The organism is Thiosocius teredinicola (assembly GCF_002009425.1).
Taxonomy (GTDB): domain Bacteria; phylum Pseudomonadota; class Gammaproteobacteria; order Chromatiales; family Chromatiaceae; genus Thiosocius; species Thiosocius teredinicola.
On record NZ_CP019936.1, the window covers coordinates 3,514,138 to 3,528,670 of the forward strand.

Annotated in this window: 10 protein-coding genes; 8 read left to right on the forward strand and 2 right to left on the reverse strand. The window is 61.2% G+C overall.

Annotation, left to right across the window (positions count from 1 at the left end):
- The first annotated feature begins 20 nt into the window (after positions 1-20).
- From B1781_RS16635 to B1781_RS16650, 4 genes are all read left to right on the forward strand, one after another.
- Complete coding sequence (locus B1781_RS16635) at positions 21-767, forward strand: sulfite exporter TauE/SafE family protein (RefSeq protein WP_078120733.1); 747 nt, start codon at positions 21-23, stop codon at positions 765-767.
- A gap of 69 nt (positions 768-836) precedes the next feature.
- Complete coding sequence (locus B1781_RS16640) at positions 837-2,213, forward strand: TolC family protein (protein ID WP_078120734.1); 1,377 nt, start codon at positions 837-839, stop codon at positions 2,211-2,213.
- The gene (locus tag B1781_RS16645) at positions 2,210-3,409 is read left to right on the forward strand and encodes an efflux RND transporter periplasmic adaptor subunit (RefSeq protein ID WP_078120735.1); all 1,200 of its coding nucleotides are present in this window, start codon (positions 2,210-2,212) and stop codon (positions 3,407-3,409) included. The genes B1781_RS16640 and B1781_RS16645 overlap by 4 nt, the downstream gene beginning before the upstream one ends.
- Entirely contained in the window at positions 3,402-6,533 is a 3,132-nt protein-coding gene (locus B1781_RS16650; protein WP_164513433.1) for an efflux RND transporter permease subunit, read from the forward strand. The genes B1781_RS16645 and B1781_RS16650 overlap by 8 nt, the downstream gene beginning before the upstream one ends.
- A 43-nt stretch (positions 6,534-6,576) precedes the next feature.
- On the opposite strand, the gene B1781_RS16655 is transcribed toward B1781_RS16650, so the two are convergent.
- A complete protein-coding gene (locus tag B1781_RS16655) occupies positions 6,577-6,873 on the reverse strand; it encodes a hypothetical protein (protein ID WP_125932141.1) in 297 nt (98 codons plus the stop codon).
- A gap of 159 nt (positions 6,874-7,032) precedes the next feature.
- Between B1781_RS16655 and B1781_RS16660 the strand changes: the two genes are divergently transcribed.
- From B1781_RS16660 to B1781_RS16670, 3 genes are all read left to right on the forward strand, one after another.
- Positions 7,033-9,891, forward strand: a complete 2,859-nt coding sequence (locus B1781_RS16660; protein WP_078120738.1) for a 2-oxoglutarate dehydrogenase E1 component — start codon at positions 7,033-7,035, stop codon at positions 9,889-9,891.
- Positions 9,892-9,893: 2 nt separating this feature from the next.
- A complete protein-coding gene (gene odhB, locus B1781_RS16665; protein ID WP_078120739.1) occupies positions 9,894-11,156 on the forward strand; it encodes a 2-oxoglutarate dehydrogenase complex dihydrolipoyllysine-residue succinyltransferase in 1,263 nt (420 codons plus the stop codon).
- Between the two features lie 93 nt (positions 11,157-11,249).
- Complete coding sequence (locus tag B1781_RS16670) at positions 11,250-12,770, forward strand: fumarate hydratase (protein ID WP_078120740.1); 1,521 nt, start codon at positions 11,250-11,252, stop codon at positions 12,768-12,770.
- Here B1781_RS16670 and B1781_RS16675 read toward each other — a convergent pair.
- Positions 12,739-13,620, reverse strand: coding sequence for a PEP-CTERM/exosortase system-associated acyltransferase (locus B1781_RS16675; RefSeq protein WP_078120741.1), 882 nt, complete (start codon positions 13,618-13,620; stop codon positions 12,739-12,741). The two genes, B1781_RS16670 and B1781_RS16675, sit on opposite strands and share 32 nt — an antisense overlap.
- Before the next feature lie 163 nt (positions 13,621-13,783).
- Here B1781_RS16675 and B1781_RS16680 point away from each other — a divergent pair, with 163 nt between their 5' ends.
- Positions 13,784-14,515: a PEP-CTERM/exosortase system-associated acyltransferase gene (locus B1781_RS16680; RefSeq protein ID WP_078120742.1), complete on the forward strand. Its 732-nt coding sequence runs from the start codon at positions 13,784-13,786 to the stop codon at positions 14,513-14,515.
- Positions 14,516-14,533: the final 18 nt, after the last annotated feature.

Here is a 14,533-nt window from a genome sequence, read left to right on the forward strand (position 1 = left end):
AAGGTCTTTGAGTAACACCCGTGGAAATCTGGCAGATATTGATTCTCGCCCTGGTCGGCATCCTCGCCGGCTGGTTGAACGTCATGGCCGGCGGCGGTTCGCTGCTGACCGTACCCATCATGCTGTTCATGGGCATCCCCGGCCCGGTCGCCAACGGCACCAACCGCATCGCCATCCTGGCGCAGAACGTCACCGCGGTGACCACCTTCAAGCGCCGCGGATATGCCGATTTCAAACTGGGCCTGAGCCTGGCGGCGGCCGCGGCGCTCGGTGCGCTGGGCGGCGCCTCGGTCGGGGTAAAACTGCAGGGCGAATGGTTCGACCGCGTGGTCGCACTGGTGATGATCGCAGTGCTGATCCTGATGGCCACCGGGCACGACAAGGTCAAGCCGACCGATACCGCGCAGCAGCCGAAAAACCTGGTGTGGGGCCATGTGCTGATGATCGGTGCCGGTTTCTGGGGTGGCTTCATTCAGATCGGAGTCGGATTCATCCTGATGCCGATCCTGCACAAGGTCATGGGGCTCGACCTGGTACGGGTGAACATGCACAAAGTGTTCATCGTGCTGGTCTACACCGTGATCGCGCTGGCGGTGTTCGCCTCGCAACTCGAACTCCTGTGGTGGACCGGCCTCGGCCTGGCGGTCGGCAATTCGATCGGCGGCTGGCTGGGCGCACATACCACGATTTCGCACGGCGAAACCCTGATCCGCCGGGTGCTGTACGTCGCGCTGTCAGCCTTTATCATCAAATTGCTGTTTCTGTAATCGCAGGGCTGCAACGGATGCGCAGGCCACAAGAACGAGAACACCGAACAACCATGGAGACCCGCTGACTTGTCGCCGCGCCGACATCTGCACCTCCCGGCAACGGCCATCATCGTCGTGGTGGCGCTCGGCGCCTGCTCTTCCGGCCTGGAACGCCCGGCTTTGCCGCAGCCGGGCGACGAGGCAACTTTCAGCATCGAGCTTGCGCCGCCCGACAACAGCGACAAACGCATCGCGTGGTGGCAGCGTGCGTTGGCGGATGATCTGGCCAACGCTGTCGAACGGGCCCTGGCAGCCAACGCCGAACTGCGACGCCTGCAGGCCGAGCGCGACGCAGCCCGGGCGCGACTCGATCAGGCACGCGCCAACCGCGGCCTGACCGTCGACGGCTTCGCCAATGCCTCGATTGAAGATCAATCAGGCGACGGCTCAGATCGTCAAGCGGTCGGCATCGATGCCGACCTGCCGATCGACATCAACGGGGCGCTGGGCGACCGTGTGCGCGCTGCGCAACGCGAACTAACCGCCGCCGAAGCCGATCTCGTGCAGAACCGCTCCGACCTCGCACTGGATTTTGCCCTGGCTGCGATCGACGATGCCGAAGCCACGCAACGCCTGATACTGTTGAACAAGCAGATCGACATTGCGCAGGAACTGCTGCGCCTGATCGAGCTGCGTTTCACCCAGGGGCTGACATCCAGCGTCGATGTATTGCAGCAGCGCGACCAACTGGCCGGCCTGCGTCAGGATATCCCGGTCGCCAACCGCGACCGTCGGCTCGCCGGCAATGCACTACGGCGTGTCGCCAGCACGACACCTGACCAAGAGCTGCCCTACACCGATGACAACCTGCCGACGATCGTGTCGACATTTCCCCCGCTACAACCCGTTGACCTGCTCGACGAACGCGCCGATCTGCGTGCGCAGCGCGCGCGCCTGGAAGCCGCCGATGCGCGTTTTGCGGCGGCACTGGCGGATCGATGGCCGACACTGTCGCTTTCCGGTAGCGCCATCGCCAGGACCGTGTCGGGTGACTTCGAGCGCATCGTATCGGCGGCGATTGCTGCCGCGTTGACCCTGTTCGACAGTGGCAGCAAACACGCCATCGCTGCCGAGCGTCGTGCCGACCTGGTAGCCGCCGGCGAACGCTACCTGCGCGACTGGATCGAGATCGTTCTCGGCATCGACGACCTGTTGCACGAGGAAGCCAGCCTGCGACAACGCATCGAGTTGTCGTTGCAGCGATTGCAGACGGCGAAGGCCCTGCTCGATGCCACCCAGCGCCGCTACCGCCGTGGCGTCAGCGATTATCTGCCGGTGCTCGAGGCACTGCGCAGCCTGCAGCAACAACAGCGTGATCACCTGGCCTTGCAGGCGGAACTGGCACGCACGCGGCTTCGCTTGCATCATGCGCTGGGCAGTCCGCAGCCACAGGAGCCGACATGAAATCGACGACCCTCGCACGCCTTGTCGTATTCGCTGCGTTGGCCGTCGGCTTTGTGTTTATCGGCTGGCAGCTGTTGCAGACGGCGCCGACCAGCAAACGCGAGCGACCGACCGCGCCGACGCCGTTGGTCGATGTCATCGACTCCTCGCCCAATGCCTATCCGCTTACGCTCGAAGCCGCAGGCACCGTGGGCAGCGCACTGCAACTGGAGATCCGCCCCCAGGTAGGCGGGCGAATAGTGCAGATGCACCCGGACTTCGAACCCGGCGGCCACATCGCCGCAAACACGCAGGTGCTGCAGATCGAGCGTGCCGACTACGAACTCGCGGTTGACGCCGCCAAGGCCGAGATCGCCAAGGCGCAGGCCGACATGGCCTTGGAGAAGGGCCGGCGTGTCGTGGCGCAGGAGGAATTGGCCAGCCTCGGCGGCAGCCTCAAGTTCGATGCCGAGTCCGAGGCGCTCGCGCTGCGCCAACCTCAATTGCGCCAGGTCCAGGCGGAACTCGAGGCGGCACGCAATCAACTCGAACAGGCCGAACTCGACCTGCAACGCACGACCCTGTCCCTGCCCTACGATGTGATCGTTCTCGAGCGCGTCCGCGTCACCGGCGAAGTCGTTGCCGCGCGCGAACTGGTGGGACGCGTTGCCAGGGCCGACGAGTATTGGATCGAGCTGCGTTCGTTACCCGCAAGGATCGCTTACCTGAAGGCGCGCAGCAACGGCGCACCGGGTTCCACCGTGCGTGTGCGGACCCACGACGGCGAAGTGCTTGGCGAAATCATCCGCATCCGTGCCGATCTTGCTGCCGACTCCCGCTTGGCCGGGGCCATCGCATCCGTGCCGATCGACGCGCAGTCGCGCGACAAGCTGCTGTTGGGCAGCTATGTCGAGGCGACGATAGAGGCCGGTGACATGCCGCAGGTGATCAAGGTGCCGCGGCGCGCCTTGCGCGACAACCGAAAGGTGTGGGTCGTGGATGCCGAAGACCGACTGCAGGTGCGTGCGGCCGAGGTACGCTGGGAGTCGGGGCAGCACTTTCTGCTCGACGTAAACACTGTAGAGCCCGGCGATCGCGTCGTCGTCAGTCGAATCGGCGGCTTGATCACGGGTGCGCAGGTACGCTCCAGACAGGTCGACGTGGAAACCGGCGAGTTGCTCGATGACGCTGCGTCCGAAGGCTCAAGGGATGACTGAACCGGATCGCCGTTTTGCACTGGTGACCTGGATGGCGGGCAACCCCGTCGCCGCCAACCTGTTGATGTTTGCATTGCTCCTCGGTGGCATCCTCGGCTTTTCGGAGATTCGCCAAGAGATCACCCCGGACTTCTCACTGAATTCGGTGCAGGTCACCGTACGTTACCCGGGCGCCACCCCCAAAGAGGTCGAAGAAGGGATCGTAGTCGCGATCGAAAAAGAGATCGCCGGCATCAGCGGTATTGCGAAAGTGGAGTCGACGGCGAACGTCGCGGCAGGCAGCGTGACGGCGGAACTCAGCGATGACGCGGAACCGACCGAAGTGTTGCAGGATGTGCGAAGCGCCGTTTCTCGCATCACCTCGTTTCCCGACGACATCGAACCGCCGCAGGTCAGTCTGCGGGAACACGGCATCTATGTCGTCAGCATTGCCATCGCCGCCGACATTTCGCCCAACGACATGTTCGAACTGAGCGAGAAACTGCGGCGCGAAATCCAGCTGCTGCCCGGGGTTTCCGAGATCGATATCCGCGGTCGTCGTGACCCACAGATCAACATCAATATCGATCAACAGCAGCTGCGGGCACTCGATCTGACGTTGGCGGAGATCGCCAGAACCGTGCGCGATTCCGCGCGCGATATACCTGCCGGACAGATCTACACCAACGACGGTGCCATCTTGTTGAGGACCGAAGGTCGACGGATTCGCGCGCAGGAGTTCGCCACCATCCCGGTCAAAGTGTTGGACGACGGCTCGAATGTCGTGCTGGGCGATATCGCCCGACTGGTCGACGGCTTCGCCGGTACCGGCCTGCTGTTTCAGTTCAATGGCCGGCCGGGCAGCCGGCTCGATGTCTATCAGACAGAGAAGGAACGCCCGGTGGTGCTCGCCGCAAAGCTGCGCGAGATGGTTGAGGCATGGAACCGCGAGCTGCCGGACAGCATTGAGGTCAGCATTCACAATGACCGCTCGGAACGCTATGCCGAGCGTCGCGACATTCTATTGAAGAACGGCGCTATCGGCCTGGCGCTGGTGGTGCTGACGCTCGGCATCTTCCTGAACGCACGCCTGGCGTTCTGGGTTGCGGTATCGATCCCGGTCGTCTTCATCGGCAGTTTCGCCTTGCTGCCCGAAGTCGATGTGACCCTGAACATGATCTCGATGTTCGCGTTCATCCTGACCTTGGGCATCGTCGTCGACGATGCCATCATCGTCGGCGAAAACATCTTCGCCAAACGCGAGATCGGCGTGCCGATACGCGAGGCCGTTGCCGATGGTGTGCGCGAGATGGTGGTGCCCGTGCTGTACGCTGTCGGCACCAACATCATCGCGTTCGTACCGTTGATCTTCGTGCCGGGTTCGACCGGCCAGTACCTCAGACACCTGCCGATCGTCGCCAGCGTGGTGTTCGCCGTGTCGGTCATCGAGGCGCTGCTCGTCTTGCCGGCGCACCTGAACTCGCCGCAACGTGCCAAGCCGTCGGCATGGCAATCGTTCGTTGGTCGTTTCAAGCGAACCAAGCGTTTCCACGATCGCATTGCGGACAGTCTCGATCATCTGCGCGATGGCCTGTTCATGCGCACGCTCAACCTGGCGATCCGCGAACGCTATCTGACAGTGCTCGTGTTCAGCGGTCTGATGGCGATCGTTGTCATCTGGTTCCAGTCAGGGCGCATCGATCTGTCATGGAATCCGCAGATCCCGGGAAACCGGGTCGACGCAGAGGTCGAGCTCCCGGTGGATGTCTCGCTCAACGAAACACGCGCCGTGGTCGCGCGCATCGAAGCCGCTGCATTGCGCGCGGTCGACCGGCTCGGCAATCGAGAAGAACATATCGAGAGCTGGTTTACCCGTGCTGGCTGGCGACGCGCGAGCTACGGCGATGTCAACGTCTACCTGGTTCCCGACGATCAACGCCCATTCACCCAAGAAGAGTTCACGCGTATCTGGCGAGAAGAAGTGGGCGACCTGCCGGAAGCCAAGTCGCTGTTCTTTGAATACCTGGTCGGGCCCGGCGGGAATCAAGGACTGCGAATCAATCTGTCGCACGTCTCAACGCCTTTGCTGGAGGCCGCCGCGCGAGAACTCGCCGATGAGCTAAGCCAGATATCCGGCGTGGTCGATATCAGTGACGGAACCGGCGAAGGCAAGCGTCAGATCGAGTTCAAGCTGACACCTCAAGGCCGGGCAATCGGCCTGACCGAAGCCTCGTTGGGGCGACAGATCCGCAACGCCTTTTATGGGGCCGAAGCGTTTCGCTTTATTCGCGACGGCTACGAACTCAAAGTGATGGTGCGCCTGGCCCACGCCAACCGCCGAACTGTGGAAGATATCGGGCGACTGATCGTGCGCGGCCGCGACGGGGTGGAAATGCCGTTAAGCGTCGCGGCCACCTTCAGCGAAGGCAAAGCGTACAACGCCATCTATCGCGAAGGCGGAAAACGCACGCTGACGGTCACAGGCAGCTTCGACAGCAAGACCGCCAACACCCGCGTGATACGCAACCTGCTCGAATCTCAGATCCTGCCGGAAATAAGCGCGCGCTTTCCCGGCCTGGAATGGGGATTCAGCGGTGGCCGCCGCGACAGGGAGCAGGCACTCAACGGCATTCTTGACGGCTTGATGTGGTCGCTGCTGGCCATCTTCGCACTGACCGCTGCCTTGTTCCGCAGCTATGCCCAGGCGGTGATCATCATGTTGACCATCCCCTACTCGGTCGCGGCCGCCGTGGCCGGGCACATCATGTTGGGTTTCGACCTGAGCTCCGTGAGCGTATTCGGCATGATCGCGTTGGGCGGACTCGTTGTGAACGGCGCATTGGTGCTGACTTTGCGTTACAACGAGCTGCGACCGATCGACCCGGCCAACGCATTACGCGACGCGGCCCGCGGCCGCTTTCGTCCGATCGTGCTGACCTCACTGACCACTACCGCCGGCTTGTTCCCGATGTTGTTCGAGACCTCGACACAGGCGCTGTTCCTGGTGCCTATGGCGATTGCGCTGAGCTTCGGAACGATCGCGTCGACCTTCGTGGTGCTGTTGCTGATACCGGCACTGCATGCCATATGGGCCGACATCCGCAACCTGCTGGGGTTGTCACCGCCACTGGGCGACAAAGGGTGAAGCGCGGCGCCTCGCACCGCATGTAGAGGCTATGCCGACCGGCTCAGCCGGTGGCCTTGGCCTTGCCGGCAGGCTTGCGACGCCGCGTCGCTTTCGGCTTCGCCGGTTTCTGCGGCCGCAAGGTATCCAGCGTCTCGCCGATCAGTTTACCCAACGTCTGGTAGGTCTTGATCTGCGCGCGCTGATAACAGGTGTCTTCGGTATCTCTGGCCAGCGATAGCCTGGCCTCAAAAAATGCCAAATCCGCCTCGAGCGAAAAAATGTCCACTCGTCCTCCAAACAACATTGGCGCCTGAGTTCCCATGTGACTGATTTTAGCAATGAAATCCGGCCAATCCATGATCTGTTTAAAAAAAACAGTATCCCCCCGTTCAGACAATGGTCCTAATAAAAATTTATCGACCTATTGGCGGAAAATCGCTGTGCTAGACTCCTTGTAACCTCCCGGTCACCCGGGAATTTTCGCTTTTTTGCCACAACTTTGGGTGGTCGTCCTAAAATGTCCGAGTTTCTCGACCGTCTACGCCGCTCGTCTGCGTTTTACGGCGCCAATGCGCCTTTTATCGAAGATCTGTTCGAAGCGTTCCTCGAAGATCCGAACAGTGTTCCTGAAAACTGGCGCAAAACATTCGAGAAGCTGCCCCCGGTCAACGGCGGGGATACGCCCGATTTCTCGCACCGTCGGGTCCAGGAAGACTTCCTTCAACTGGCCACCGACGCCAAATCGCGTATGCCGTGCAGCAGCGGGCTATCTGCGGCTGCCGCCGAACGCCAGGCCAAGGTGCTGCGGCTGATCAACGCCTACCGCGTACGCGGCCACCAGAATGCCAACCTCGACCCCCTGAATCTCAAACAGAACTTCCCGCTACCCGACCTGCAGCCCTCGTACTACGGGCTCGCGCAAGACGACATGGACGCGGTGTTCAACACCGGTTCACTGTTCGCCCCCGACCAGCTGCCGCTGAAAGACATTCTCGACCTGGTGCGCGAAGCCTATACCGGCAACGTTGGTTCCGAGTACATGCATATCACCAACACGGAAGAGAAACGCTGGATTCAACAGCGGCTCGAGTTCTACCGTGTCAAACCGGAGCTGGACGACGACCAGCGCCGCTGGATTCTGCACCTGCTGACCGCGGCGGAAGGCATCGAAAAGTTCATGCATGCCCGTTATGTCGGCCAGAAGCGCTTCTCTCTTGAGGGCAGCGAGTCTCTGATCCCGATGCTCGACGAGCTGATTCAGCGCGCCGGCCGCGACGGATCGCGTGAAGTCGTGATCGGCATGGCGCACCGCGGCCGCCTCAATGTACTGACGAATATCATCGGCAAACCGCCGGCGCAGATATTCGATGAGTTCGAGGGGCGCCGTCAGGCGATCGATGAAGGCATCCTGTCGTCGGGCGACGTGAAGTACCACAAAGGTTTCTCAAACGACGTCGACACCCCCGGAGGCCTGGTGCACATCACGCTCGGCTTCAACCCCTCGCACCTGGAGATCATCAGCCCGGTTATCCACGGCTCGGTACGCGCACGCCAGCAACGCCGGCGCGACCGCAAAGGCGAACAGGTATTGCCGATCATCCTGCATGGTGATGCGGCCTTCGCCGGACAGGGCGTGAACATGGAAATGTTCAACATGTCGCAGGCGCGTGGCTATACGGTCGGCGGCACCGTGCACATCGTGATCAACAACCAGATCGGTTTCACCACCAGCAACACGCTGGACAGCCGCTCGACCGCGTACTGCACCGACGTGGCGAAGATGGTTCAGGCACCGATCTTCCATGTGAACGGCGATGACCCGGAAGCGGTTATCTTCGTCACCCGGATGGCGATCGACTACCGCAACCGGTTCCGCAAGGATGTCGTGATTGACCTGATTTCGTACCGTCGCCACGGCCACAACGAGGCCGACGAACCGGCGGTTACGCAGCCGATGATGTATCAGAAGATCCGCAACCATCAGCCGACGCGCGCAGCCTATGCCGATCAGCTGATCGCCGACCAACTGGTCACGCCGGCAGAAGCTCAGAAATACGTCGAAGACATTCGCGCCGAGTTCGAGCGCGGTCACTGCGTTGGCCGCCCAACGGTGTGTAGGGTCGACAACCCGTTGCACGTCGACTGGACGAAGTATCGTGGCGTACGTTGGACGGATCCGGCCGATACCGGATTCGATGCCGAACGCTTCGAGGCGCTCGCCGGCCAGATCGTCACCCCGCCAGGTGATTTCAACCTGCACCCGCGGGTCAAACGCATCATGGAAGACCGTCGCTTGATGGCACAAGGCGACAAGCTCGCCGACTGGGGTTTCGCCGAAAACATGGCCTACGCCACGCTGCTCGACCAGGGCGTGCCGATTCGTATCTCCGGACAAGACTGCCGTCGCGGCACCTTCTTCCATCGCCACGCGATGCTGCGTAACCAGGACACCGGCGCCAGCTATATACCGCTGCGCCACCTACACAAAGGTCAGCCGAACTTCACCGTGATCGACTCGGTGCTGTCCGAAGAAGCAGTGCTTGCCTACGAATACGGCTACGCCACAGCCGACCCGAAGGCGCTGACGATCTGGGAAGGCCAGTTCGGCGATTTCGCCAATGGTGCCCAGGTAGTGATCGATCAGTTCATCACGTCGGCCGGCGCCAAGTGGGGCCTTTACTGCGGGCTGGTGATGTTGTTGCCGCACGGCTATGAAGGCCAGGGGCCGGAACACTCCTCTGCCCGCCTCGAGCGCTACATGCAATTGTGCGCCGAGCACAACATCCAGGTGTGCGTACCGACGACGCCGGCGCAGATCTATCACCTGCTACGCCGCCAGATGCTGCGACCGTTCCGTCATCCGCTGATAGTGATGACGCCGAAGAGCCTGCTGCGTCATCCATTGGCAACCTCATCGCTCGATTCGTTGACCCATGGTCGCTTCGAAAACGTGATCGACGAAATCGATCCGATCGACGAAAGCCAGATTACGCAGGTAGTGCTGTGTACCGGCAAGGTGTACTACGACTTGCTGCAGGCACGCCGCACGCGTGAACTGAACCACGTTGCGCTGGTTCGCGTCGAGCAGTTGTATCCATTTCCGCGGGATGACTTCGAGGCCATGGTGGCACGTTATCCCAACGCCAAGTTGTTTGTCTGGTGTCAGGAAGAACCGCAAAACCAAGGTGCATGGGATCAGATCAAGCACCGTTTCCATACGCTGCACAATGGCAAACGTGAACTGATCTATGTCGGCAGGCCGTCTGCCGCTGCACCGGCAACCGGTTACTTCCAGGTGCACCAAGAAGAGCAAGAGAAACTCGTGGACGATGCGCTGACCGGGCGCCGCGATCCGAAAATGAACCGAAGGGGCTGAATATGTCGACCGAAGTACGTGTACCTACATTGCCGGAATCCGTCAGCGATGCGACGGTACTTACCTGGCACAAAAAACCCGGCGAGGCCATCGCACGCGATGAAAACCTCGTCGACCTGGAAACCGACAAGGTCGTACTCGAAGTCCCGTCGCCGGTAGCCGGCGTATTGCGTGAGGCCAAGGTCGACGAAGGCGCCGTAGTGACTGCCGATGAACTGTTGGCGATCGTCGAGGCCGGCGCCGAAGCAGCGGTTGAGCCGGTCACCGAGCCGCCGACATCGCCTGACAAGGTCGAAGAGACTGCCGCAGCAGCAGAACCTGCACCGGCAGCAGCTTCGCCTGCAGCGTCCGCCGGTGAAGATGCCGGCGACCAAGTGCTGACGCCGGCGGTGCGCCGCCTGGTCAAGGAACTGAACGTCGATGCCAGCAAGATCAAGGGCACCGGCAAGAACGGACGCATCCTGAAATCGGACGTCATGGCCTTCCTCGACAGCGCGCAGCAGACCGAGGACGACGCAGACGTCAGGGCATCGGTACCCAGCAGTGGCGAACAGGATGCCGGGCTGCGCCAGGAAAAGCGCGTACCCATGACGCGTCTGCGTTCGCGCATCGCCGAACGCCTGCTCGAAGCACAGCAGAATGCGGCGATCCTGACAACCTTCAACGAGGTCAACCTCAAAGAGGCAATGGACCTGCGCGCCAAGCACAAAGACGCATTCGAGAAGGCCCACGATGTGCGCCTCGGCTTCATGTCGTTCTTTGTGCGCGCAGCTGTAGAGGCGCTTAAGAAGTTCCCGGTCGTCAACGCGTCGGTCGACGGCAACGATATCGTGTACCACAACTACTTCGATATCGGCGTCGCCGTCGGGTCACCGCGCGGCCTGGTCGTACCCATCCTGCGCAACGCTGATCAGATGTCGTTTGCCGAGATCGAAGGTACGATCAAGGCGTTCGGCCAGAAGGCTAAAGACGGCAGCCTGAGCTACGATGAACTGACCGGTGGTACCTTCACGATTTCCAACGGCGGGGTGTTCGGTTCGATGTTGTCGACGCCGATCCTCAATCCGCCGCAGAGCGCCATCCTCGGCATGCACAACATCGTCGACCGGCCGGTGGTCGAGAACGGCGAGATCGTCATCCGTCCGATGATGTACCTGGCGTTGTCATACGATCACCGCATCATCGATGGCCGCGAGGCGGTGCAGTTCCTGGTCACGATCAAGAACTGCATGGAAGACCCCGCTCGCATGCTGCTGCAGGTCTGATCGCCACGGCGCATGGACCGGTAACAAACGGGCGGCGAGCACCCTGCTCCCGCCCGTTTCTGTTGTAGAACGCAAACCAACGAGTTGACTCCTATGACCACGATCAAGCAGGAAGACCTGATTCAGAGCGTCGCCGATGCGCTGCAATTCATCTCTTACTACCACCCGCTCGACTATATCCAGGCAGTGGGTCGCGCCTATGATCGCGAGCAGTCGCCGGCTGCCAAGGATGCACTCGCGCAGATCCTGACCAACTCGCGCATGTGCGCCGAAGGGCACCGGCCGATTTGTCAGGATACGGGCGCCGTGGTCGCCTTTCTGAAGGTGGGTATGAACGTGCGTTTCGAAGGCGACATGAGCCTCAACGACATGATCAACGAGGGCGTGCGTCGTGCCTACCTGCATCCCGACAACAAGCTGCGTGCATCGATGGTCGATCCGCCAATCGGCGCGCGTAAGAACACCCGCGACAACACGCCGGCGATCATCTACACCGATTTGGTCCCCGGCGACCGCGTCGACATCGCGTTGGCCGCCAAGGGTGGCGGCTCGGAAAACAAGTCGAAGTTCACGATTCTCAATCCGAGCGACAGCCTGGTCGACTGGGTGGTCAAAACGCTCCCGACCATGGGCGCCGGCTGGTGTCCGCCCGGCGTGCTCGGCATCGGCATCGGCGGCACTGCCGAGAAGGCCATGCTGCTGGCAAAAGAGTCGCTGATGGCACCAATCGACATGGACGAACTGAAGGCCCGCGGACCGCAAACCCCGACCGAGGAACTGCGCGTCGAGATCTTCGACAAGGTCAATGCGCTGGGCATCGGTGCGCAGGGCCTGGGCGGGCTGACCACGGTGGTCGACATCAAGATCGCCGAATACCCTACCCACGCCGCATCACTGCCGATCGGCATGATCCCGAACTGTGCCGCCACGCGCCACGTCGAGTTTCACCTCGACGGCAGCGGCCCGGCTGTGCTGACGCCGCCACGCCTCGAAGACTGGCCGGACGTCACCTGGGAGATCAGCGAACAGTCCAAACGCGTGAACCTCGACACTCTGACGGCCGACGAGGTGCGTAGTTGGGCGCCGGGTGACCGGCTGCTGCTCAACGGCAAACTGCTGACCGGCCGCGACGCCGCCCACAAGCGTATCCAGGAACTGTTAGATAGCGGCCAAGGTTTGCCGGACGGCGTCGACTTCACCAATCGACTGATCTATTACGTCGGTCCGGTCGATCCGGTGCGTAACGAGGCGGTCGGTCCTGCCGGCCCGACCACGGCGACACGCATGGACAAGTTCACCGAGATGATGCTCGCCAAGACCGGATTGATCGGCATGGTCGGCAAGGCCGAACGTGGCCCGGTAGCGATCGAGGCGATCAAGAAGCACAAGGCCGCCTATCTGATGGCGGTTGGCGGCGCAGCCTACCTGGTGTCACAGGCGATTCGCTCGGCCAAGGTCATTGCGTTCGAAGACCTCGGCATGGAAGCAATCTACGAGTTCGACGTGGTCGATATGCCGGTGACTGTCGCCGTCGACAGCAGCGGTGAATCGGTGCACAACACCGGGCCGGCCGAATGGCGGATCAGGATCGAGGAACTGACAAAGGCGGGTTAGTCTTGTCTTTCTTCAGATTGAGATTGGGCTGCAGGTCCGAATCGGACTCGGCGGGCAGCAGCACCGATTCGCGGAAGATCGTTTCATTGAACAGCGAGTGATCGGGCGTGTATTCGCTGACGCAGTCGACCGTATCGTCCATGGCCACTGACGAGATGCGCACGTAGGCGTGCTTGGAGCGGCGGAAGAAGCGCTTCACTGCCGTGGATTTCTGCGCCATCAGCACCACGCTTTCACGCATATCGACGAGATAGGCGGTGCGCATGCCGCGGTGCTCGGTCGGCGGCCCCGCCTGCTTCAGTTTGATACCCAAGGTACGCAGCATGCGGGCGAAGGCATCGGTGATCAGCATGATGCAGTAATTGATGCCACGCTTGAGGGCGTAGATTCCGGCGGCGCGGATCATCCCCAGCGTAACCTCGAACTGCTGGCGGCGGCCTATCGCTCCGATACCCCACGCATCCAACGAGTCCGGTTCCGGTTCAAGGTAATCGTTTACTTCAACCTGGGAACGGTTGTTGATGATGCAAAACCGCGAGATCTCGCCTACCTTGGTATTGGGATCATCAAGGAGGTGCCGGTCGAATGCGCCCAGACTGTCAACGGGCAAGGGACTATCAGGTCGCGGTAACACCAGCCGCGTCGCCGCCACCCACTGCTGCGAACTCTTGTCCTGAACGATGAAGTGCGCCGAGTGGTCATCCCAGGCATCAGTTTCGCGCGCCGCCGAAAAAGCCTCGGGGTCTTCGAATCCCTTATCGAGGCAGAAGACTTGATATCGAATCCTTTGATGCAACGCCACGCCGAACGCGGTATCCGCAAAGCAGACGCGAAACGTCTCATCGAACATTCAAATAGCTCCGCACGTAATTGTTGTCGTCGTGGCTCGGCACTCAAGTTCATGCCCTCAAGTCCGTTATAAAGGGAATAAACGCAGTTTTATTGTAAGTCTAATTTCAGTGCATTTAGCGAATCCTATCCCAAAACTCGCCAAGCTGTGGAATCTTGCCAGGATGGATCTTGTCTCGCCTTACCGCGAGTATTTTTCCATAACCATGGCAGATACCGACGAATTACGCAAAGAAGTTTATAAGTTGCGTTATGAGGTGTATTGCCGCGAACTTGGTTGGGAAGATCCAAACAGTTTCCCCGACGGGCTCGAAAAAGACATCTATGACGATTGCTCGCGGCACTGCCTGCTCAAACACAAAAGAACGGGGGTGTACGCCGGTACCGTGCGCATGGTGATGACGGACCGGTCGCCGCCCAACCGCCCGCCGGTCCCGATGGTCGAACACTGCGGAGACACCTTGTTCGACGGGCCGTTCCGGCCGGACCGCCTGAGCGTCGGTAGTTATGGAGAGATCTCGCGGCTGGCGCTCCATAGCGAGTTCCGCCGGCGTGCCTCAGAACAGCTCGACCCGGAAGGCCAGGGTGAACAATTGTTCGAATGGACGCAGACCGAACGACGCCGATTCCCGCACATTGCACTGGGGCTGTACCTCGGGGCTTCGGCGGTCGGTCTGGCCGCAGGTGCCGAAGGCGTCTACGCAATGATGGAACCGCGTCTGGCCCGACACCTACGGTTTGCCGGCATCCGCTTCGAGCAGGTGGGTGAGCCGATCAGCTTTCGCGGCCTGAGGGCGCCCTACTACATCTCGCGCAAAGCGCTGATGCGCTATCTGAGCCGACCGCTGCGCAGACTGCTGTTTGCTATCGCCGACGATATGCAGCTAGAAGTCTAAACCCCGTCGACCACGACA